The 23794-nt window shown below is 55.9% G+C and carries 12 protein-coding genes and 1 other RNA gene; 1 reads left to right on the forward strand and 12 read right to left on the reverse strand.

What is annotated here, in order from left to right; translation table 11 throughout:
• Positions 1-18 precede the first annotated feature (18 nt).
• The 7 genes from lon to H8693_RS02890 all read right to left on the reverse strand — a co-directional run bounded on the left by lon (position 19) and on the right by H8693_RS02890 (position 16424).
• On the reverse strand, positions 19-2331 hold the full coding sequence (gene lon / locus H8693_RS02860) for an endopeptidase La (RefSeq protein ID WP_249279707.1): 2313 nt from the start codon (positions 2329-2331) through the stop codon (positions 19-21).
• A gap of 567 nt (positions 2332-2898) precedes the next feature.
• Positions 2899-4515 carry an ATP-dependent protease LonB gene (gene lonB, locus H8693_RS02865; RefSeq protein WP_283243731.1) on the reverse strand — a complete coding sequence of 539 codons (1617 nt, stop codon included), beginning with the start codon at positions 4513-4515 and terminating at the stop codon, positions 2899-2901.
• A 312-nt stretch (positions 4516-4827) separates the two neighbouring features.
• Positions 4828-6093 carry an ATP-dependent Clp protease ATP-binding subunit ClpX gene (gene clpX / locus H8693_RS02870; protein ID WP_249279708.1) on the reverse strand — a complete coding sequence of 422 codons (1266 nt, stop codon included), beginning with the start codon at positions 6091-6093 and terminating at the stop codon, positions 4828-4830.
• A gap of 16 nt (positions 6094-6109) precedes the next feature.
• Positions 6110-6694: an ATP-dependent Clp endopeptidase proteolytic subunit ClpP gene (gene clpP, locus H8693_RS02875; protein WP_249279709.1), complete on the reverse strand. Its 585-nt coding sequence runs from the start codon at positions 6692-6694 to the stop codon at positions 6110-6112.
• A gap of 39 nt (positions 6695-6733) precedes the next feature.
• Positions 6734-8092, reverse strand: coding sequence for a trigger factor (tig, locus tag H8693_RS02880; RefSeq protein ID WP_249279710.1), 1359 nt, complete (start codon positions 8090-8092; stop codon positions 6734-6736).
• A 305-nt stretch (positions 8093-8397) separates the two neighbouring features.
• The gene (locus H8693_RS02885; protein ID WP_249279711.1) at positions 8398-10161 is read right to left on the reverse strand and encodes a YgiQ family radical SAM protein; all 1764 of its coding nucleotides are present in this window, start codon (positions 10159-10161) and stop codon (positions 8398-8400) included.
• A 62-nt stretch (positions 10162-10223) separates the two neighbouring features.
• Positions 10224-16424, reverse strand: coding sequence for a GH36-type glycosyl hydrolase domain-containing protein (locus tag H8693_RS02890; protein WP_407926342.1), 6201 nt, complete (start codon positions 16422-16424; stop codon positions 10224-10226).
• Positions 16425-18589: 2165 nt separating this feature from the next.
• Between H8693_RS02890 and H8693_RS02895 the strand changes: the two genes are divergently transcribed.
• Positions 18590-19327: a GntR family transcriptional regulator gene (locus tag H8693_RS02895; protein WP_249279713.1), complete on the forward strand. Its 738-nt coding sequence runs from the start codon at positions 18590-18592 to the stop codon at positions 19325-19327.
• Positions 19328-19476: 149 nt separating this feature from the next.
• Here H8693_RS02895 and rnpB read toward each other — a convergent pair.
• From rnpB to H8693_RS02920, 5 genes are all read right to left on the reverse strand, one after another.
• An RNA gene (gene rnpB, locus H8693_RS02900) (RNase P RNA component class A) lies at positions 19477-19821 on the reverse strand.
• Positions 19822-19834: 13 nt separating this feature from the next.
• Positions 19835-20557, reverse strand: a complete 723-nt coding sequence (locus H8693_RS02905; protein ID WP_178620476.1) for a zinc ribbon domain-containing protein — start codon at positions 20555-20557, stop codon at positions 19835-19837.
• A gap of 67 nt (positions 20558-20624) precedes the next feature.
• Positions 20625-21731 (reverse strand): Nif3-like dinuclear metal center hexameric protein, encoded by a 1107-nt coding sequence (locus tag H8693_RS02910; protein ID WP_249279714.1) that lies wholly within the window; start codon positions 21729-21731, stop codon positions 20625-20627.
• Positions 21728-22417 carry a tRNA (adenine(22)-N(1))-methyltransferase gene (locus tag H8693_RS02915; protein WP_249279715.1) on the reverse strand — a complete coding sequence of 230 codons (690 nt, stop codon included), beginning with the start codon at positions 22415-22417 and terminating at the stop codon, positions 21728-21730. The genes H8693_RS02910 and H8693_RS02915 overlap by 4 nt, the downstream gene beginning before the upstream one ends.
• A 104-nt stretch (positions 22418-22521) precedes the next feature.
• Positions 22522-23766, reverse strand: coding sequence for a mannosyltransferase family protein (locus H8693_RS02920; protein ID WP_249279716.1), 1245 nt, complete (start codon positions 23764-23766; stop codon positions 22522-22524).
• Positions 23767-23794: the final 28 nt, after the last annotated feature.

Genomic DNA, 23794 nt, shown 5'->3' on the forward strand with positions numbered 1-23794 from the left:
CCGTCTCCCGTGTTTCTCTTATTCGGCATCCCGGAGAGCGATCTGCAAAACCTCCCGGAATTCCCTTACCGGCTTAAAAGTAATTTTATGAGCGAGATCCCTGGAGATTTCCTCAATATCCCCCCGGTTATCCTCGGGGATGATGATCGTCCGGATTCCCGCCGCCAGGGCCGCCAGGGCCTTTTCCTTCAGCCCGCCGATCGCCAGCACGCGCCCGGTCAGCGTGATTTCTCCCGTCATGGCCACATCACAGCGCACCCTGCGCCCAGTGAGGGCGGAAACGACTGCCAGGGCCATGGTGATGCCCGCCGATGGGCCATCCTTGGAAACCGCGCCTTCGGGGACATGGATATGGATATCCTTTGTCTTGTGAAAATCTTCGGGGATGCCGAGCTCCTTCGCCATGGAGCGCACCAGGGAAATGCCGGTCCTTGCGCTCTCTTTCATCACGTCTCCCAGCTGCCCGGTGAGTTCCACGCTCCCCGAGCCTTCCATAACGGCCACCTCGATGGGAAGCGTCGTGCCGCCGGCCGCCGTCCAGGCCAGGCCGATGGCCGAGCCTATCGGGTCCTCCTTGGGCAGAACCGCATCCTTATATTTCCCCGCGCCGATATAGTTATGGAGATTGCGCCGGGAAATGACGATTTTCTTTTTGCCGTCGATATAATTCTTGGCCGCCTTGCGGCACACCTCGGCAATCAGCCGTTCCAGCGAGCGCACGCCGCTTTCGCAGGTATATTCGCTAATCATCGCCTGCACGGCGCCTGCCTGGAATTTCAGGATCTCCGGCGTCAGCCCATGCTGGGAAATCTGCCTGGGGATCAGGTGCCGGATGGCGATCTGCTCCTTCTCCTGCGCCGTGTAGCTGGACAGCTCGATGATCTCCATCCGGTCATAGAGCGGCCGGGGGATATTCCCAATGTCATTGGCCGTGGTGATGAACAGCACGTTGGAGAGATCCAACTCCATATCCAGATAATGATCTTCAAAGGTGGAGTTGATCTCCGGGTCCAGCACCTCCAGCATGGCCGAAGCCGGGTCGCCCCGGAAATCGTTGCCCATTTTGTCAATCTCGTCCAGCAAAAACACCGGGTTCATGGTGCCCGCCAGCTTGATATTGGAGGCGATCCGCCCGGGAATCGCGCCGATGTAGGTGCGCCGGTGCCCCCGGATCTCCGCCTCGTCCCGCACGCCGCCCAGGGACATGCGCACAAATTTCCGGCCCATAGCCTCCGCGATTGAGCGGGCGATGGACGTTTTCCCCACGCCGGGAGGGCCGGCAAAGCAGATAATCGAGCCTTTCAGGTTGTTTTTCAGCTGCATAACCGCCAAAAATTCCAAAATCCGCTCTTTGACCTTTTCCATGCCATAGTGATCCCGGTCCAAAACCTCCCGGGCATGGGCCAGATCCAGGTTATCCTCGGTATATTTTCCAAAGGGAAGGGATGTCACCCATTCCAGATATGTCCGCAGAACGTTATAGTCCGGCGACTGGCTGTTCATGCGTTCCAGCCGCGAAACCTCCTTCAGCAGCTTTTTCTGCGTGGCCTCGGGAACCGGCATAGCCTCAATGGCCGTCTTAAAGGCGCCGATCTCCTCCGCCTCCGCTTCGCCGTCCCCCAGGGAATTCTGGATGGCCCGGAGCTGCTCGCGCAGGTAGTGCTCTTTTTGCAGCTTGTCGATCTGAAGCTTTGTCTGGGCGGCAATCTCCCGCTCAATTTCGGAGATCTGGATCTCCTGGGTTGTCAGCCGGAGCACCTTCTGATACCGCTCAATCACATCCAGCGTTTCCAAAATCTCCTGCTTGTCCTCGGTTTTCTTGAGCAGGTTCATGGCCACGGTATCCACCAGCTTTTCTGGTGAAGCCATATCCGAGAGGGCCAAAACCGTCTCCGGCGACACTTTTCCGCTGCTGGTGCCATATTCCTCGTATTTTTCCACCAGTGCCCGCATATGCGCCTCGGCTACCTCATCCCGGTCGATGGTCTGCTCACAGCCCGAAACCGTCGCCATAAAACAGCCGTCCAGCTGGCAGCTCAACACCCGGGCGCGGTACTGCCCCTCCACCAGAACGCGGATGGCGCCGCCGCCCAGCTTTAGGATATGGCGCACCTTGGCCACGCAGCCCACTGCATAGATATCTTCCAGGCCGGGATTTTCTATGCGCAGATCCTTCTGCGCCACAAGAAAAATCCGCTGGTCGGTCTCCATCGCCCGCTTGAGCGCCTCCAGCGAGGCATCCCGGGCCACTTCAAAATTTATCACTGTATAGGGAAATACCACCAGGCCCCGCAAGGGAACCATGGGAAGGGTTGCAATTTCTCCCTGCATATTCAAAAGTCCCTCCTTCTTTCTCCTGTTTCCTCTTTATAATAAATTAATTATACATGATTTCCCCTTTTCACACAAGCCGCCGCACCCTTGTAACTCCGGGCACATGGCAAAGACAAATACGCAGAAGAAACTCCATTTTGCCTTGTCCCGTGACAGGAAGGCGCCTATTTATATCTCTTCGACACGAGGTGGTATTCCCCCGTGCAGTTCCGCTTTTCCCCCTTTCCTCCCTTTCTCGACAGACGGCGGCAGAATTGGCTTCCCTGCAATTTCGGGCAAGCCTTGTTTTCTGCCATCGGGTTTTGCGGAATGTGTCCGGTGCATGGGAAAACTTTTTCCTGAGAAACGCATTCCTTTTCGTTTTTCCGGGCGCTTTGTGTCCCGCATGCCTGCCGGTACCAACGGCAAAGCACACAAAATCCGCCTTGTCCCGTCTGTCGAATGGAAGGGTATTTTCGCTTTGTTTAAACAGTCGCAGAATGGTGATGGTTTTCGAGGCTCGCGGGCTAGAGCTGCACCGTATATTTTCATGCTTTCAAGGCTCTGGCTCTGCCGATTTCCCCATTATGCACCCTGCCGGATGGTTTCTCCAAAAACCTCTTTCAGCACTTGGGAAAAGTGCGATACCGGAACTGTCCGCAATTCCCCGGTATATTCTCCGGCATTGTCTGCGGGGATATACGCGGTTCGGACCCCGGCCTTTTTTGCCGCTTCCAGCTTTTCCCGCACACCTCCCACCGGGCGGATCTCTCCCCGCAGGCCCATCTCTCCCGTAAACGCCGTCTCGCCGGGCACCGGAATCCCGCAGATCGCGGAATAGAGGCAGACGGCAATGGCAACGCCGGCGGACGGCCCATCAACCATCATTCCGCCGGACACATGGATATGCAGGTCATACTCCCGGATCCGGATGCCCGCGCAGGCTTCCAGCATGGTGGCGACGCTTTCCATAGACGCCATGGCGGCGCTCTGCCGGCCCAGCCGTTTTCCGCCGCCCTCCATTTCCTCCCGCTCAGCAAATCCCGTCACTCTCCAGCTCCCCTCTCCCGAAGCGGCCTTTTTTGCCACTGCTTCGATTTCCAATAAAATGCCCTGGCTGGGCCCGGCAACCGCCAGGCCGTATACGCACCCCACCCGGCTGTCCGGCTTTGCTTTGGGCAGATAGCGCCTGGAATACCGTCCATTCTCAATAATGAACCGGACGTCGCCCTTCTCAATGAAACGCTTGTCCCCGGCTTCCGCCAGCCCCACCGCCATCTGCACCATATTGACAGCGTCCCGTCCATTTTCAGAATACTCCGCAATGAGTTGAAGCGCTTCCTTATCGATGGGCAGTCCGCCCTTTTTCGCACCATTGGCCGCAATATAGGTGAGTTCCTCCGGGTCCAAGGGCCGGAAAAACACCTCCACAACCCGGGAGCGCAGGGCCGGAGGGATTTCCGATGGTTGCCGGGTAGTCGCGCCGATCAGCCGGAAATCCGCAGGCATGCCCCGCTGAAAAATCTGATGAATATATTCGGGGATGTTTTTATCTGCCTTGCTATAGTAGGCACTCTCGAAAAATACCTTTCGGTCCTCCATCACCTTCAAAAGCTTGTTGAGCTGCACAGGATGCAGCTCCCCGATCTCATCCAGAAACAATACGCCGCCGTTGGCCTTGGTCACAGCACCAGGCTTGGGCTGAGGCAGTCCTGCCTGCCCATAGGCTCCTGCTCCCTGATAGATAGGATCATGGACGCTCCCGATCAAGGGATCGGCAATGGACCTTTCATCAAAGCGGATACAGGTCGCATCCATCTCAATGAATTTCGCATCCGGCGCAAAGGGTGTCCCCGGGCTTTGTTTCGCCATTTCCAGCGCCAGCCGCGCCGCGCAGGTCTTTCCCACGCCCGGCGGGCCATAGATGAGAATATGCTGGGGGTTCTTTCCGCAGAGCGCCGCTGTCAGCGCCCGGATCCCCTCCTCCTGTCCCACGATCTCCCCCATGGCGGAGGGGCGGGTCTTTTCCGAAAGAGGCATAGCCAGATGCACATGGCGAAGGGCGCGCAGTTCTTCCAGCTTTTCTTCCGCATGCTGTTTCAAAACGTTTTTCTTTTCACCCCGGGATTTCATGTTGGAAAGCACAAAGACAGTCATAGCGCAAACAAAAAACACCTGGGTTATGAGCAGTAATTCCGTCAATTTTTTCACCTCATTTCTGCCTTTAGTTTGCGAAAACCCGGCGGCTTTATGTGTGCTTCTCCCGGAAAAACCCTGTCGGATTCTTCCAAATCACAGCGCCTTATGCATCGCATATTTGTTCAAAGTCGGAAAATTTTATTCCCAGCCGCACCTTTGGAGCAGCAAAAAGTGCATATACATCCGTTCCATGTTCCCGCCAGAGCATTCCGCCGGATCCGCTCCTTGCACGTCCTCCCTCTTGTCTTTTCCCAGCTTTTTTGAGCAACAAAAAAAGGATATCTGCCAGGAGATATCCTTTTTGGTTCTTTCGTTTTATTCGTTGGCGGCCGGAAGGGCTTCCTTCGTTTCGATAAGCTCGGGCTTTTTCGCTCCGCGCACGGTTTCTTTGGTCACCACGCATTTTGTCACGTTCTGGCTGGAAGGCACCTCATACATGGAATCCATCAGCAGGGATTCCACGATCGCCCGCAGCCCCCGGGCGCCCGTGTTGCGTTCCAGCGCCAGCTTGGCGATTTCCTTCAGCGCATCCGGCTCGAAATCCAACTCCACGCCGTCCATTTCAAAGAGGCGCTTGAACTGCTTTGTCAGCGCGTTCTTGGGCTGGGTCAGAATATTGATCAGCGCCTGTTCATCCAGAGCCTTGAGCGTCACAATCACCGGGACACGGCCGACAAATTCCGGGATCAATCCAAATTTCAAAAGATCTTCCGGCAGCGCCTGTTCAAACAGCGCGCCCAGATCCCGCTCTTTCTTGGACTGCACCTCCGCACCAAATCCCATGGTCTTTTTGCCGATGCGGTTTTCGATGATATTTTCCAACCCGCCGAATGCACCGCCACAGATAAAGAGGATATTGGTGGTATCAATCTGCAAAAACTCCTGATGGGGGTGTTTGCGGCCGCCCTGAGGCGGAACGCTGGCCACCGTACCCTCGAGAATTTTCAGCAGCGCCTGCTGCACGCCCTCGCCCGAAACATCCCGGGTGATGGAGGGATTATCGCTCTTGCGGGCAATTTTATCGATTTCATCGATATAGATAATGCCCTTCTGGGCCTTTTCGATGTTGTAATCCGCCGCCTGGATGAGCTTCAGGAGAATGTTTTCCACATCCTCGCCCACATACCCCGCTTCCGTCAGCGAAGTGGCGTCCGCGATGGCAAAGGGCACCTGGAGAATCTTTGCCAGCGTCTGCGCCAGCAGCGTTTTTCCGCAGCCCGTCGGCCCCAGCATGAGGATATTGCTCTTTTGCAGCTCCACATCCTCGCTTTTCGGCTGTTTTGCCGCAATCCGCTTATAGTGGTTGTATACGGCCACCGCCAGATATTTCTTTGCCTTTTCCTGACCGATGACATAGTCGTCCAGCGTCGCAACGATCTCCGCCGGCTTGGGAATATCGTTCAGGTCTGCTGCCGTATCCTCCACAAAGTCCTCGTCGATGATCTCCCGGCAGAGCTCCACGCACTCATCGCAGATGAACACGCCGGGGCCGGCGATGATCCGCCGCACCTGTTCCTGATATTTTCCGCAGAACGAGCACTTGACCGGCTTGTTTGGTTCATCGCTTCGATTATTACTCATTCATTCACCTCGTTTTTCAGCGCCGGGCAGGAATGATCTGATCGATGATTCCATATTCCTTCGCCTCTTCGGCGGACATATAGAAATCGCGCTCGGTGTCCTGTTTCACCTTTTCCAAATCCTGTCCTGTGCGCTCAGCAATAATGCTGTTCATTTTTTCCTTAATCTTCAGGATATGCCGGGCCTGGATCTCAATATCCGTGGCCTGGCCCTTGGCTCCGCCCAGAGGCTGATGAATCATGATTTCGCTGTTGGGCAGCGCTTTGCGCTTTCCCTTGGCCCCCGCCGTCAGCAAGAAAGCCCCCATGGAAGCCGCCATGCCCACGCAGATGGTGGTCACATCGCATTTGATATACTGCATGGTGTCATAGATCGCCATGCCCGCCGTGACCGAACCGCCGGGGCTGTTGATATACATGGAAATATCCTTATCCGGGTCCTCAGCCTCCAGGAAAATGAGCTGTGCCACGATAAGGTTGGCCGTCAGGTCATCAATTTCCCCCGAGAGAAAGACGATCCGGTCTTTCAAAAGCCGGGAATAGATGTCATAGGAACGTTCCCCCCGGTTGGTCTGTTCTATTACTATGGGAACATAACTCATAAAGTGTCACTCCTTTTCTCAGCGCGCCTGTTTTCCCGCTTATTCCTCTGTTTTTTCCTCTTTCGCCGGAGCTTCTGCTTCTTCCTTCTTTGCCGCCGGCTTGCGCTTGGCAGGCTTGCGCACCTTTGCCGCGTCCACAAGCATCTTGATCAGCTTGTCGTAAACGGCTCTGTCCTTAATGTATTCAAGTTCGTTATCTTTCATTCCCTTTTTGAACTCGTCTACATCCTTGTTCTGCATCTTGGCAAATTCCGCGATCTGCGCATCCAGCTCTTCGTCGGAAACCTCGATCTTCTCCGCCTCTTTCACAGCTTCCAGAACCAGCTGGGTCTTGACCTTCTTTTCCGAAGGCTCGCGATACTGCTCCCGCAGCTTATCCATGGTCATGCCGGTATACTGCATATACTGCTCCAAATTCAACCCCTGATACATCAGGCTGTATTCCATTTCCTGGATCTGGTAGTTAATCTGGTTTTCAATCATGCAGTCCGGGATATCCACCTTCGCGTTATCCACGATCTTGTTGACCACGGCATCCTCCAGCGCATACTGGTTCTGCTTTTCCCTGCGCTCCTCCAGCTTCTTCTGGACGTCCGCCTTGTATTCCTCATAGGTGTCGAATTCCGAAACATCCTGGGCAAATTCATCGTCTGCCTCGGGAAGCTGCTTTTCCTTTACGGAGGAAAGCTTGATGGAGAAAACAGCCGGCTTGCCCGCCAGCTCGGCGGCCCGGTAATCCTCGGGGAATTTGACTTCGATATCCTTTTCCTCGCCGGCCTTCATGCCGATGATCTGTTCCTCAAAGCCGGGAATAAACGTGCCCGAACCGATATCCAGCGTCTGCGCCTCAGCAGTGCCGCCGTCAAATTTTTTGCCGTCCACGCTGCCGGAATAATCCAGAACCACCTTGTCGCCGTTCTGAACGGCCCGATCCACTTCCTCAAAGCGGGCGTTCTGCTCCAGCGCACGGTCGATCTCGGCCTGCACATCCTTTTCCTCCACCGCCTTCTTTTCAAAGGTAACGGTGACGCCCTTATAATTGCCCAGCTCCACCTCCGGCTTCACATAGACTTCTGCACTCACGACCATGGGCTTGTCTGCCTCCATGGAGACGATATCCACATTTTCCGGGCGGGAAACCGCAAACACATTTTCTTCGTCCAGCGCCTTTCCATAAGCATCCGGGAAAGCGATCTCAAAGGCATCCTCAAAGAACACGCCCTCGCCATAGAACTTCTCGATCACGGCTTTGGGGGCATGGCCCTTGCGGAAGCCGGGAACGCTGAATTTTCCCTTGTTCTTATTGTATGCCTGAAGCGATGCGCTCTTCAAAGCATCCTGCGAAATCTCAAATTCAATCTTAACCTTGTTCTTTTCAATCTCTTTTACGCTGGCCATAAACTAACTTCCTCCTACTTATCTTTCAACCAATTTTATAAAATCGAATCTACATATCAGCAGATTTTATCACAAAACCCTGGAATCCTGCCAATATACAAGTACATTTAAGTTTAGCACAAAGCCCCCTCTCACGCAAGGTATATTTGACTAAAACTGGCTGTTTTCTTCCTTTTTCCCCGCCCATTTCCCCGCTTCTTTGCAAAAGAACGGCGCTTTTCCCCTGAAAAGTGCCGGCTTTGTCAAAAATACAGTTTTCCACAGGAAATCCAGAGCGTAAAAAAGGCGCAGGCCCTGTGCGCCCTCTATCCGCGGATCAGGCAGTCCCGGCCCTTTCCAATCAGGTCACGGCGGCCTGCACGCAGCAGCGCCTTTTTCACAAGAGGATAGTTTTCCGGCTTATTGAATTGCAAAAGTGCCCGCTGCATGGCGCGTTCCTCCCGGGATTTGGGAACATAGACCGGCTCCATCGTCAAAGGGTCAAGGCCGGTATAATACATGCAGGTGGAGAGGGACCCCGGCGTGGGATAAAAATCCTGGGCCTGGTCGGGAACAAACCCGCTCCTTTTTAAATATACCGCAAGCTCTATTGCGCAGGCAATAGTCGAGCCGGGGTGTGAAGCGATAAAGTAGGGAAGCACATACTGCTTTTTTCCCGCCTTGCGGCTGGCGGCCTCAAATTTTTGCACAAACCGCTCATATACGTCAAGATTCGGCTTTCCCATGAGGCGCAGAACCTCCGGCGCGCAGTGCTCGGGAGCCACCTTCAGCTCTCCGCTCACATGGTGCCGGGCCAGCTCCCGAATGAATTCGCCGCTCTTGTCTGCCATCACATAGTCATAGCGGATGCCCGAACGGATAAAGACCTTTTTCACCCCCGGGACCGCCCGCAGGGCCCGCAGCGTGGCGATATACCGCGAATGGTCCGCCTTCAGGTTTTTGCAGGGCGTTGGAGCCAGGCAGCGCCGATTTCGGCACATCCCCGCCGTTTTCGCCTTTTCACAGGGCAGGGAGAGGAAATTGGCCGTCGGCCCGCCCACATCATGGATATAGCCCTTAAAATCCTTTTTTCTCGTCAGCTCTTCCGCCTCGGCTACCAGGGATTCCTGGCTGCGGCTCTGAATATATTTTCCCTGGTGGAAAAATATTGAGCAGAAAGAACATCCCCCATAGCATCCCCGGGAGGACACCAGGGAAAACTTGACCTCTTGAAGCGCCGGTATCGGCTCTTTATAGGAAGGGTGCGCCTCTTTCGTGAAGGGCAGGGAATAGACAAAATCCATCTCCTCGGTGGAAAGAGGCTCGGCCGGCGGATTCTGAATCACCACATGATCCCCATGGGGCTGCACCACCACTCGGCCCTGCCGGTAATCCTGCTCCAGATACTGCATGCGGAAGGCCTCGGCATATTTTCTCTTATCCTTCTTCACCTCTTCAAAGGAAGGCGTCATGATTTTTTCTTCATAAACCCGGCTGTCGTCTTTGGCCCGATAGGCGGTTCCCCGGATATAGGTAATGTCGCCGATGGCGAGCCCGCTGTCCAGCGCCTCCGCCAGTTCCTTCAGGGGATGTTCTCCCATGCCATACATCAAAAGATCCGCCGGCGCATCCTCGAGAATCGAGGGACGTACGGCGTTATCCCAATAGTCGTAATGAGCGAACCGCCGCAGGCTGGCCTCCACGCCGCCGATGGCGATGGGGACGTCGGGATAGGCCCGGCGCAGCATCTGGGTATAGACAATCGTCGCCCGTTTGGGCCGTCTCTGGGCTCCGCCGGGAGAATACAGATCCTTTTTCCGGGGCGCCTTGTTGGCGGTATAGCGGTTGACCATGGAATCCATGTTCCCGCCGGACACCAAAAAGGCCAGCCGCGGCCTTCCCAGGACCTGATAGGCCCGAAGATCGCCGAAATTGGGCTGGCAGAGAAGCGCCACGCTATAGCCCAGCGCCTCCAGATAGCGCCCGATGAGCGCATTGGCAAAGGAGGGATGATCCACATAGGCGTCCGCGGATACCAAAATAAAATCCGGCTGCGCAATCCCCCGCTCCTGCAAGTCTTTCTTTGTCATAGGCAAAAAATCACTGTTCATGCCTTCATTATAGCAGGAGCGCGGGAAAGTGCAAGCCGGGCTCAGGCAAAGGTATAGCAGATTTCGTGGTCGGCGCCGTCGTCCCGCAGCTCAATGGGCGGCGATGCCTGTCCTCCCCGCTGAAGTGTGATGTGATAGCGGCTGGCGCCGAAGGTATAGGTCAGGGAAAACCCCTCCCATTCCTCGGGAACGCAGGGGGCAAAGGAGAGGTATCTTCCCCATTTTTTCATCCCCAGGATATAGGTGAGGGCGGCATGCAGCAGATAGGCGCTGCTTCCCGTATACCAGGTCCATCCGGCCCGCCCGGGGTCGCGTTCGGTGTAATAAACATCCGCGGCGACGGCATAGGGTTCCCCCTTATAGGTGAGCGCCTGGGCCTTGGACCGGGTATGGTTGATGGGGTTGAGCATCTCAAACAGCTCAAATGCCTCGCTCTTTTTATTGAGCAGGCAGGCGGCGATAACGCCCCAGGCGGCGCCATGGGTATATTGCCCGCCGTTTTCCCGGACTCCCGGCGTATATCCCTTGATATACCCCGGGTCTTTTTCTGTCTTATCAAAGGCGGGATGCAGGAGGAGCAGCACTCCTTCCTTTTCCTTTTTCAGCCGCAGCAGGGCGTTTTCCATGGCCTGCCGGGCGCGCTCCGGGCTGGCTGCTCCGGAAATCACAGCCCATGCCTGAGAGATCAGGTCGATCTTGCATTCCTCGCCCGATGCGCTGCCAAGAGGCGTACCATCGTCAAAAAAGGCCCGGAGATACCATTCCCCATCCCAGGCATTTTCCTCAAGCGCCTCCTGGAGAGCCTCCTTGATCTCTTTGTATTCCGCGGCCTTCCGCTCCCGCTTTTCCTTTTGGAGCAGAGGGATCAGCTGGTCGAGAATATAATACAGGAAAAATCCCAACCAGACGCTCTCTCCCTTTCCCTCTGCGCCCACGCGGTCCATGCCGTCGTTCCAGTCGCCGCCCTTCATCAGCGGCAGTCCGTGGCCGCCGAAAGCAGCCGCATGGTCCACCGCCCGCAGGATATGCTCCAACAACGGCTCACAAAGCGGGCTTGCAGAAAAGCTCTGATAGAGGTCATGCTGTCCCTCGGGGATCTCCGCAGACGCCAGATAATGCGCCTTTTCAAAGAGAATCGTGTCGTCCCCGGTGACGCGGATATACTGCAGTGTCAGAAAGGCCAGGAACAGAAGGTCGTCCGACATATGCGTGCGCACGCCGATGGCCTCGGGGTGCCACCAGTGCAGAACGTCTCCCTCGGCAAACTGCCGGGACGCACAAAGAAGAATATGTTCCCGCACGCGCTCCGGCTCTATGAGCAGAAACGCCAGCATATCCTGGAGCTGATCCCGGAATCCCGTAGCTCCGCCGGATTGAAAATAGCCGGTTTTGGCGTCTACCCGGGAAGCGGCGGTCTGATAGAGCAGCCAGCCGTTGACCAGAGTGTCAAAGGAGGGAGAGGGCGTATGCACCCGGATTTTTTCCGTCAGTCTTTGATAGGTATCCGGCGGCAGGGCGAGAGCGGCCCGGCGGGCATCCTCCCCCGCCGCTCCGCTTTCGCTCCAACCAAATACCAGAGGAATTTCCAGGCTTCGGCCCGCGGGAATATAAAATTCCGTGGAGAGCAGCAGATAGGGGTCCATCCCCGCCCCGGTTTTTCCCGAAAGCTCCGCGGCCCAGATGCCCGCCGGAAGCTCCTGCCCGAAGATTCCCAGAGCCTCCCCGGCATCCCCCGTTCCGTGGGTCCGGTATCCGGGAATGGCTGCATAGGCGCATCCCGGGATCCAGGGATTTAAGGGGGAATGGGCGCAGAGGGCGCCGTCCCGCCATTCGGTGACAATACCCCGCCGCTCGGCTTCGTTCTGTTCGCTGAGCATCGGCCGGATGCCATAGTATATCTTGAGCCTCCGTCCGCCGCCGGTATTCCGGATGGTCAAGCGGGTAACCTTGGCATCCTCCTTTTTTGGAACATAGACCTCCGCGTGGGTGGAAATCTCGCCGGCCGTATCAAACTCCGCCTTTCCAAAAGAGAAGCGGACGCTATAAGAATCCCGGCTCCATTCGCTGGGCAGGGGGAAGCAGTATTCCCCGGTGACCGGATCGGCCAGGCAGACCCATTCGCTGGCCTTTTCCCAGGTGGGATCCGGGGCAAAGGGCGTCAGGCGGAACATCCGGCTGTTCTTCATCCAGGTATAGGACCAGCCGCCCGCCGTCACCACACTGCCAAAGCGCCCGTTGGTCAGAATATTGCTCCAGGGCCGCGGAAGCGGGTTGTCCGCATCTATTGTCATGATATAGCTTGTGCCATCCGGCGAAAATCCGCCGAATCCGTTAAAGAACTGCAGCTCGCCGGCGGCAGGCGCCTGATTGCCCATAGGGCTGGGCTGCACCCGCCGGGCCGGATAAATCCCGGGGGCCGCCTGCAACTGCCTTTTCAGACTTTTTCCCGCAAAAACTACCATTCCGGCCGCCGCCAACAGCGTATTCACCAGGACTGGGGCGCAGGTATTTTTCACCAGAACGCGGATCCCCTCGATATTTTCCTGTAAATAGCCGAGATTTTTCCCCAGCAGGGCCACAATATCCGCATCCAGGCCGCGGACCCGCCAATATTCCGCCACCCGCTTATATTCCTTCAGAGCAATTTCCTCTTCCCGGCCCGGCAGCTCCAGAACCAGCAGCGGCTTCTCACCGGAAATTCCCAGGGCATAAAGCTCCTGGCGGTTTCCCGCCCGCCGGATTGCCTCTGCCTGGTTTTCTTTCCAGTTCCCGCTATGCAGAACACGGGCGGCCAGTTTTTCATAGAGAAGCGCCGTGCGGAAAGAGAACCCCACATACTGCAAATGCGCCTGATCCAGCGTCTCCGCCATTTCAAAGGCCAGTCGGCGGGCATCCTCGCCGGCAAGCCGCCGCATCTCTGCCGCCAGAACATCCCGATCCTCTCCATAGCCCAGATGCAGGTGGAATTCCCGCTTTTCCCCGGGAGCCAGGACGATGCTTGTCTGACAGGCCAGGATGGGATGGATCACTCCGCCATCACCTCCGTTCATCACAAAGGGATGACGCATAAACTCCGCCCGATCCGTCTCAAATTCCAAGGGTTCGTCGCCGCAGACCGGATATATGGCCAGATATTTTTCCGAAATTTCGTCATAGCGGCCCCGGCGCCGGGCAACCGCCATTCCCTCTTCCAGTTTTGTATCAATAAACAGTTCGGAGAATGCAGGATGGGAAATATAGTCTCTTTCCGGGCAGAGAAGGGGCACGGCCGACGCCGCGATGGTGATTCGCTTTTCTTCTTCGCTTGTGTTCTGAATGCACAGACTGTGTATCTCCATGGGCAGAGAAGGATGAACGCACACTTCCCGGGTCAGGCAGAATCCCTCCATTCGCTTTTCGTACTGCACCTTTCCCACCTGGAACGTAGTCAGAAAGTCCCCCTCGCCGTCGCAGCAGGCGTCGATCACCCGGTCTCCCTCCCGGATTTTGAAAGAAATTCCCTCTCGGGTCATGCAGGTTTCGCCGATGCTCCCCAGGCAGCGTCCCATGGCGTCCGCCCGCAGGAGATATTGTCCGTTGGAGAGCAGCCGGCTGTTCCATGGATCCGTCAGTGGGTTGAATGTCTCCCGGTATTCCTCCTGCCGCCGGGGCTTTTTCCGGGAAGTTTTCTCCTCGGGGCTTACATTGCGGATGACAATGTTGCGCGGCGGAATCTTTTCCTTTAGGAGAATATCAAAGGCGCGGACGGCGCTGCTGGCATAAAAATCCCGGCGGATGCGGTCCTGCATCCGAAAATTGGCCAGAGCCACCAGCGACATCCCCTGGTGATGCGCCATAAAGCTGCGCACCACCTTTCCGCCTGGCCCGCCCCGGTCGGTATAGTCGACGGCCTCATAAAAACCGTATTTTCCATAAGCCCCTTCCCCGCGCAGGCGTTCCAGATTGCGGATGGCGTCCTCTGGCGCCGTACGCATCATAAGGAACGTGGCATACGGCGCTATCACCTTCTGCCCCAGGCTGCTGCTCAGGCCCAGCTTGGGCACGCCAAAGGCCTTATATTGATAATAGAGATCCCGGTCAAAGGCATAGTAGCCAGATTCCGAAATGCCAAACGGTAGTTTTTTGGCAAAGCTTTTCTGGGCCGCCACTACGCCCTGGGCCGTTTCCCCAAGAAGCGTCCCCGGATAGGCCGGCATCAACAGGGCGGGCATGAAGTATTCAAACATCGTTCCGCTCCAGCTGATGAGCGCCCGGAGTGTACCCAGATTGATCAGCGGCCGCGCCATGGCAAACCAATGCTCGGCAGGAACATCTCCCTTGGCGATGGCAATAAAGCTGGCCTGCCGGATCTCCGAGGCAAAAAGATCATAATAATTTTCCGAAAGCTGCTCTTCCGGCAGACTTATGCCGATATGAAACAGCTTGCTGGCGGGGTTATAGAGCGGCGCAAAATCCATGGCGTCAAACAGCGCCTGCAAACGCCGGCACAGTTCTTCGGCCGCTTCTGCCGGGCCGCTGTCCCCGTCATCCTCCGCTTCCATCCTCTCCAGCATCCGCCAAAAGGGCTGAAAGCATTTGTCCATGAGCCGCGGCATGGATTTCGCCCGGAGCTGCTCCAGAAATTCCGTAAAATCCCCGGCGTCTATCCTATCCCGGCCCAAATACGTTTCCGCCAGACGGCAGACCCCGCCGTCGTCCTTCTGCTTCGCCTTTTCCATGCACATGCCGATAGTCTCCCGGAAAGCCTGCATCCGGCGGCGATAATCCGGCGTCTCTCCCGCAATCCGCCGCAGGCCGCCCTGGGCCGCCAGCAGATAGCAGGCCAGGTTGCCGCTGTCCACGGAAGAGACGTATTTGGGTTCCAGCGGTTCCAGACTGGGCAGCTTGACCCAGTTGAGCATATGCCCATGCCATTTTTCCATCCGCTCCAGCGCAGCGGTGATCTTTTCCGTCCGCTCCAGCAGCGTCTTTTTTCCGATATATCCGCAGTCATAGGCGCATATGCCCGCAATGAGGGAATAGGCGACATTGGTGGGCGACGTCCGCTGGGCCGGCGGCCGCGGCGGCGCAAACTGGACGTTATCCGGGCTGATCATCGTCCTTCGGTCAGCCGTCTCGTCAAAAAATCGCCAGATCCGGCAGGCCGCATCGCCCAAAAATTCCTCTTCCTCCCGGCGCAGCCTGGGCTGCCTCTCCTCCAGCGGCAGGCTCAAAAAATAGGCCAGAAAAGGCGCCGCCAAAAACAGGATCCCGATGGCCAGCGAATAAAAGAAAAAGTTAAATCCGCAGAAGGCGTCGAACATCACCTGGAAAACGCCGAATACCGGGGCAAACCACATGGCACGGTAATACGCCGAAAGCCGCCCGGCGTCCCGGCGCTCCGCCTGGTCGGCCGTCGTCCATTCCAGCATGTTTTTATGGGAAACATGCATCCGCCAGAGGGCGCGGCAGATGGCGTCGGCCCGCAGGGCGCAGGAATAGGGCAACAGACAGAAATTGATGACCCCTTGGAGAAGCGTGGTTTTCCCTTCCAGCCAGGCGTCCCGGAGCGTCGCCCCTTTGCCCACATTTTTCAGCAGCTCGTTGATCCCCCGGTTGAAATTGCTGATGGGTTCAAAAAACCAGGGCAGCAGCGCCAGAATCTCCGCGATCAGGCAGATATATCCCCCCGCCCAAAAGCCAAAGGGAATGAGCAGCAGGCTCAGAATGGGAACCAGACTCCGAAAGAGGTTTTCCCATATTTTAAATTTCGTCAGAAAGCCCAGGGGATTGGAAACGCTCTCCCCTGCCTCGTTTTTCACCCGCCGCCGCAGCCATGGCGCCGTCTGCCAGTCGCCGCGGGTCCAGCGGTGGTCCCGTTTTCCGGCAGACAGGACGGTTTTGGGCAGGCCGTCCTCCACCCGCACATCCGACATGAGGCCCGCCCGGAGATATCCCCCTTCCAAAAGGTCATGGCTGAGGACAGTTTCCGCGGGGAACCGCCCCTTCAGCAGGCGGTTATATATCTCCAGGTCAAAGATCCCCTTGCCGGTATAGGTAGCTTCGTCAAACAGATCCTGATACAGCTCGGAAACCGGCGCGGAATAGCTGTCCATTCCCGCCCGCCCGGCGAAAATTTCCGTATACGGCGTCTGCCTGGCCGCCACGACATCCACGTCCACCATAGGCAGCAGCAGGGCATGACCCCGGGTCACGATCCCCCGTTCTTCGTCCACCTGCGGCCGGTTGGCCGGATGCAGCATGCCGCCGATGAGCTTTTTCGCGGCCCCGGGATTCAGCTGGGTGTCTGCATCCAGCGTGATGACATAGCGTATGCCCTGGGGAACCCCGGAAATGGCAGCATATTCTTCCTCTGCTTCTCCCAGCAGCAGTGAGCAGAGCGCCAAAAGCGCCCCGCGTTTGCGTTCCCTTCCCGCATAGCGCCCCGCCCGGTTTTTTATGGGCTTCCGTTCAAAAAAGAAAAATTTTTTCCCGTAAATGCCGTTGAGCCGTTCCACCTCCAAAAGAGTGGCCCGGCGGATCTCCTCTCCCCCGGGCGGCTCGGGATTCTCTCCGTCCGGCATATCTCCAAACAGGGCAAACAGCAAATTGTCTCCCCGGTTGGCCAGGCTGTATTCCTCCAGCCGGGCCAGCTGCGCCAGGGTGCCCTTTTGATCCGTCAGCAAAGTGGGAACCACCACCAGCGTCCGGGCATCATCCGGGATCTCATCCACCCGGATCCTGGGGATCATCCGGGGAGGATTATGCTTTAAAAGCAGCCGGGAAAAATAGCTCCCCAGAATATATTTATAGGGGATAAACGACAAAAGGGCCATTCCGATTCCCAGAGCCACCGTCCGGTCACAAAGCCATCCCGTGAGAACGGCAGCCAGGGCCGGGAGGATATAGTGCGTGAGCAGCAGCAGGTCTTCGGGTTTTTTCCGCTTATCGGGAAGATGAAAGCTGGCCGCCAGCTCACTAGCGCCGTCGCCCAGAATATACCAGGAAAGGTCTTTTCCCGATTCCCCGGCCAGCCGGACCGCCCGGCGCGCCACTACGTTTTCTTTGAGCTTCCATTTCTTTGCCAGCCGCTCCACTTGCATTATGTAGTAATCCCGGGAGGGATCGTCCATATGAGCAAATACATCGTCTTCCATCAGAATGGCAAAGGTGCGGGAGAGTCCGGTTACCAGCTGCCGCCGGTCCAGGGTCGCAAGGTTTTTCAAAGAATTCACACTGTCCCGCATGATGTTTTTCAGCTGCATCCGCTTGATATGTTCCGCCCGGACCGCTTCCTCCACTGTGGTATCGTGCATCGCCAGAAGGCTGAGAATTTCCTCCCGGACTCCTTCTTTTTCCCGTTCCCTGCCCAGCCGTTCCCAAAGCATTTCCAAAAGCGCGCTGTTTTCCTTCTGTTCCCGGTCCAATGTTTCGGAAAGCGGGCTTCCTCCGCTGATTTTCTTTGCAGCTTCCGCGGCCTCCCGGCGGGTTTGGATCATATCCTGCATATATTCCACCGCCGTCGCCAGCAGCCGCAGGATTGCGGCCTTGACATATTCCACAAAGGCCAGCAGCTCCCGGACAGAAAGCGGCTTCAGCTCCTGATAGGCTTCCAGAAAAACCGTAATCTTTTCATGGGAAACGTTGCCCTGGGAAAGCTCCGCCAGCGATTCGGCCAAGGCGGAGATCCGCGTCCGCCCGGCGTATTCCCCCCGCTCCATCACCGGCGCCGGGGCCAATACGATATCATAGTAGGCAATATCCAGCTCCCGCAGGGTTTTCTCCAAAATATAATAGTTATCCCGGAACCAGGCGGCTGCCGGGAAATCAGCCTCCATCTCCCGGGTGATCTCCTTTTTTGCCCTGAGAAAAATCGCTTCCTCCTGCGCCAGATCTCCGATTCGGCGTTTGCGCGCCTGAATATTGGGAATCAGCGCCAGAGCGCGGCCGCGTTCAGCCAGCCCCTCCAAATCCGCGCCTTCAAAAAACAATCCCATTTTATGATAGGTATGATGCTGCATTGCACACTCCCCCATTTTTCAAATACTCCCATCAGTATCTGCATTTTTGGCGGAAACATGCGCATTGATATGGGATAAATTGTTAGATTGCAAATAAAAACACCATCCTGAATTCCCTCTGCATTGCGGGAACCGAAAAAACAGGTTCCCAAAAATTAGACGTACACAGGGTTTGTTTGTTTGATAAAACGGTTCCTGCTGTATTCGCTTCATTTCATAGCAAAAAATATTTTGGTTTTTCGGGCGTTCGAGGGATCCGGTTTTATAAAAGCCTGCCACAGCTTGAAAAATATTTTCTATCCCGGAATCCGGGTAGGTTCTTGCATTTTCCCCGCAAAACCGCTATACTGTTTCTATAGTCATTATAACGATATATGGTGTTTTTCCATTTTTCCGGAGGAAATCTCATGATTGATAAAAACAGCTCACTGCCCCTCTATCATCAAATTATGCAGGAGCTTAAACAACAAATTAAAGATAAGAAATATGAGCCAAACCAGGTGATGCCTTCCGAGGCGGAGCTTATGCGTATTTATGGCGTATCCCGCATGACGGTCCGCCTGGCAATCGACGGTCTGGAACGCCAGGGCTATGTCACCAAGGTGCAGGGCAAGGGTACGTTTGTAAAAAAGCGGAAAATCGTGCAGGAACTTTCCATGATTACCAGCTGGTCGGAGAGCCTGCTCTCTCAGGGGCTGAACACGCAATCCGAAATCCTTGCAAAAAAAGAGGTCAAGGCGGATGAGGACGCGGCAGAGAAGCTCGGCGTCGCTATGGGCACACCGCTCTATTATGTCGAGCGTATCAAGTCCGTTGACCATGAGCCAGTGGGATGGGGGCGGATCTGGGTAAAGAAAAGCCTGTTCCCTGGAATTTTGGAACAGGAAAATCTGGGCGATTCTGTCTATGATGTGATGGAGAATATTTATCATGTGGAGATGGACCGGGCAGTAGAGGTGGTGGAAGCCATGGCGGCAGATAAACGGGCCGCAGCTCTGCTGGGTATCCGGGAGGGTGAACCGCTTTTACAGGTAAACCGCGTCACCTATAATACTGCGGGCGAGGCGATTGAAATATCCCGAATCGTTTCCCGGGCGGATATGTATGCCTATCGGATGGAGCTGCATGGGCGCAAGCATAAATAAATCAAATAAAAACGGCATGGAAAAATCCATGCCGTTTTTATTGCCAAAAAGCGCAGGTATCAGAAAACAAAATGCAATCGCCGTTTTTTTGAAACTCATTCCATTTATTACAAAAAAAGACGCGGATGCGCCTTTTTTATTTATAAAAATATTTGAGACAGGCCGTAAGCCGAGTTCTGTCAAAGGATGACCATCTATCTAGGCCGCCTGTCGCCAGACGGCTCATGCGATTACATGAAGCTTAGCGGGCCGCTATTGAATGCTCCCCTACCAATCTTGCACCGGACGGGGTTTACAGGATTTCCCAGTTACCTGGGAAACCGGTGAGCTCTTACCTCGCCTTTCCACCCTTACATTTCGGCAAAGCCGAAGTTGCGGTATATCTCTGTTGCACTTTCCTTGGAGTCGCCTCCACCGGACGTTATCCGGCGTCCTTGCCCTGTGGTGCTCGGACTTTCCTCACTTTTTAAAAGCGCGGTCATCTAGCCAGCTCAAATATTTTTATTCCTATTTCAATATCAGAATTCTCCCGCAGTTTTCACATTCCACGGGCTTATCCGAACTCATGACAGCCGCCGCCACGCCCGAGGGAAGCTGCATATTGCAGCCGCCGCAGCGGTTTTCCGACAAAATTGCCACGGGATTGGGCCGAAAGCCCTTGATCCGCTTATATTCGCTGATGAGGATTTCCGGAACCTGCTTTTCCATAGCCGCCAGCTTTTCCTTCAGCTCTTTGAGCGCGCCGGAACTCCCCTCCATCTCCTTGTTATATTCCACCCGCAGGCCGTCGTATTCGTTTTTCGCCGCTACCATTTTTTGCAGCAGCTCCCGCACGGCCTTATCCGATCCTTCCACTTCCTGCTTAATTTTGGAAACCTGTTTTTTCAGGCCCACAATCGCGTCGTATGTCTTTTCCGTATTTTTAACCAGCTGTTCGATTTCCTTTTGATCCAGCTCGTCGTCGCCGCACTCTGAATAATATCCGATATCCTTGTTCAGATCCTCCAAATCCTCCAAAAGCGCCTTGTTCTGCGTTTCTAGGTCAGACAGCGTGTTTTGCTTCACCACCGCCATCTTTTCCAGCTCCGCAATTTTATTCTGACTGGCTTGCAGGAACCGCTGTAATTTCACCAGCTTTTTCCGCGTCGGCGTATTTTTCAGCTCTTTTTCGCATCGTTCCACTTCCATGTCCGCCTGCTGATATTCCCACAGTATCTGTAAATTATCCAAGCCAAATCCTCCTTTTCCGTTTGTTGCATGTTCCGCCCGCAAGCGCTCTGCCTGCGCTTGTATTCCGCTATAAAACCCGATATGGGCGCTCGCCCTTCCGGGAAGAATGTACATGTACTATATATTGTACCCTATTTATGCGTTTTTGTAAATAATGGCTTACGGCGTCTACAAAACCCTTCTCGGTATCATAGTGCCCTGCTTCTGCCAAAACGATACCCATGGCCGCTGCATCCGCGAAATGATTGTATTTTGCCTCCCCCGTCAAAAGCACTTCTGCCCCGGCCCGCCGGGCTTCCGGGAAGAATTCTCCCCCCGCGCCGCCGACGCAGGCAACGCGCCGCACAGTTTCAGCCGTCCCGCTGAAACGGATCAAAGGCGCTTCCAGCTTTTCCTTTGCCATCGCCAGAAAATCCGCAAGAGGCATCTCTTCCAAAAGCTCGCCTACAACGCCGATGCCGACGGGTGTTTTGGGATATACCAGAGGGATGATGTCAATAGCCGGCTCCTCATAGGGATGAGCCTCCCGCGCCGCCGCAGCCGCTTTTTCTGCCAATCCTTCGGGGCACATACATTCGATGCGCAGCTCCGGGACCTGCTCCAGGCTGCCCGCGCGGCCCCGCGCCGGATGCGACCCTGCTCCCGGAAAAAATTCGCCGGTTCCCGGCGTCGAAAAGCTCACCCGGGAATAGGCGCCGGCGCCTCCGGCTCCTGCGGAAAACAGGGCTTCCTTCACTTTCTCCGCCGCCTCCTGCGGGACAAATACCACGATTTTGCAGAAGCCGTCAGTCCGCTCCTGCGCCAGCAGTCTCTGACGGGTCAGCCCCAGCTTATCCGCCAAAACGGCGTTCATCCCCTTGGGGGCGCAGTCAAAGGAGGTGTGGGCCGCATAGACGTTGCAGCGGGCCTGCACGGCCGCCAGCACCAGATTTTCCACCGGGTCCGCTTTCCGAAGGCCCTTGATGGGCCGAAATACCATCGGATGATGGCAGACGATAGTATCGCATCCCAGCGCCGCCGCTTCCTCCACCACCGTCGGCGTCACCTCCAGGCAGACCAAAATGCGCTCCACATCGTCGTGGAGATACAGATTCACGCCGCTGTTGTCCCAATCATACGCATAGCGCAGCGGCGCCAGCTCCTCCATCCAACTTTGCAGCTCCTGAAACTTCATTTTCTCGCCCCTTTCCTCAGCATCTCTTCCCGATATTGCAGATACAACGCCCTTCTTTCCCCGATTCCGGCGGTATCCGCCCCGCCCCGGCGCATTTCCTCCATAATCCGCTCCGCCTGGGCGATTTTATAATCCAAAAATTGCAGCAATCCCGCATCCGGCTGCTCCCATCTTCCAAAGAGCAGCTCCTCCGGGCGATAGGACGGGCATGTTCCCGTTTCAGCCAGGAACACGGGATAATACTTTCCCTCCTCGGGAATCATTTTTTCCCGGGGAATCCGCCAGCCGTTCTTCAGCAGATATTTCCGCAGGCGCTCGGGATAGATGTTGGGGGAAAGAACCAGGCGCTCTGCCGCCCGGGCCACATCCATCTGCTTTTGGAGGATTTCCGCCATCAGCGGCGCTCCCATGCCCGCCAAAACAATGGTCTGAGCCTCCCCCGGGCGCAGCACCGAAAGTCCGTCTCCCAGGCGGCATTCCACCTTTCCTGAAAGGCCCCATTCCTCTGCCCGCCGGCGCGCCTTTTCCAGAGAAGGGGCGCTGATATCGGCGGCGATGCAGGTTTTTGCCAGCCCCCGCAGAACCAGCTCCACAGCCACCTGCCCGTGATCGCATCCGATATCCGCCGCCGTCTCCGCCGGACTGCAGAGGGAAAGGATCGCCTCCATCCGATTTGTCAGTTTCATAGTTTCCCCCTTGGAAAAAAAGAATCTGCTGTCCCTACGGCAGCAGATACTCCATCTGCATACGCTGCGGCCCTGCCGCATCCTCTGTTATCGTGGCATACCCTTTAATAAACGTTGCCCCCGCCGACAAACACACCGGCAAGCACAATCCCTGCCGCCGCCATGAGCACACAGACAACGGCAAACGCCCATCTGCTTTTTGCCCTGAGGGCCATTTCCGGATAGATCACCAGCACCGGCAGCATATACCTTGGAGCACTCAAAAGCCAAGTCACGGAAACGCTCATATAATAGAGGGGCAGGGCCTGCGCCATCATTACGCTGTTTTTCCGGCGCGCCGCTCCCAGCAGCAGCCAGAGCACCACAAAAATGGCAATCAGCTCGGGCAGGAACAGTTCCAGAACCAGGCGAATATCCCGGGTGAACACGCAGTTTGTGAGCACGCGCAGGGTATAGCCGATAAAGCACATTCCCTGGGACCAATGTTCCCTCTGGGCCACGAGAAAATGCAGGGCGTCGCCAAACACGGCATAGTTGATGAGAAGATATACCACCGTTCCCAGCGGGATGAGGATGACCTTCCATCCCCGCCGCACAATCCGCCAGATAATTTTCCGGGCGCCGCCGCCCTCGTGCAGCGCATCCAGCAAAACCTGCACGCCAAAGGGAAAGACCAGCATCACGCCCACGCTCCGGGTGAGTGCCGCAAAAAACCCCAGAACCGCCGCAGCCCAAAGCCGCCGTTGGCGCAGATAGTACATAAACGCCGCTGTCAGCAGCAAAAACAGGCCCTCCGTATAGGCAATGGTGGCAAAAAATGCCGTTGGAAACAGCACCATCAATATCTGCGACCGCCGCGCCGTCTTGGCTCCATAGTCTCGGAAAACCAGCTTATAAACATAAAACAATGCTCCGGCGAAGCAGAGCATGGAGACAATGCTCCCCGCAATAAAATATTCCCCCGTGAGGAAGGACATGGCTTTCATGAGAAGCGGAAATAAGGGAAAAAAGGCAATGAACACGCTGTTTTCTCCCGTCGCCACATAGCCGTCTTTGGCAATATCGATATAGTGAGGCGCGTCCCATCGGTTCCAGGCATAGGCTGCTTCCATTCCGAAGCCCTTCCCCGTCACAACAGCGCCGAGTATTGCCAGCGCCAATTTCAGCAGCAGGACATAGAGAAGCGAACGCGCAAAAATGCGCAGGTTGCTTTCCCGGCAGACCAGGGCTTCCTCCGGCTCTTTGAAATATTTTATTCCGCTTTTTACCGAAAACACCAGACAGAGCGCAAAAAGCACTGTCCCGGCGGCCGCAACGGCATATTGAAAAATCGTGATATAGGCTGGCATAACCGCTTCTTTCCGTCAAAATACTGCG

This window comes from Guopingia tenuis (genome assembly GCF_014384805.1).
GTDB lineage: Bacteria > Bacillota > Clostridia > Christensenellales > Christensenellaceae > Guopingia > Guopingia tenuis.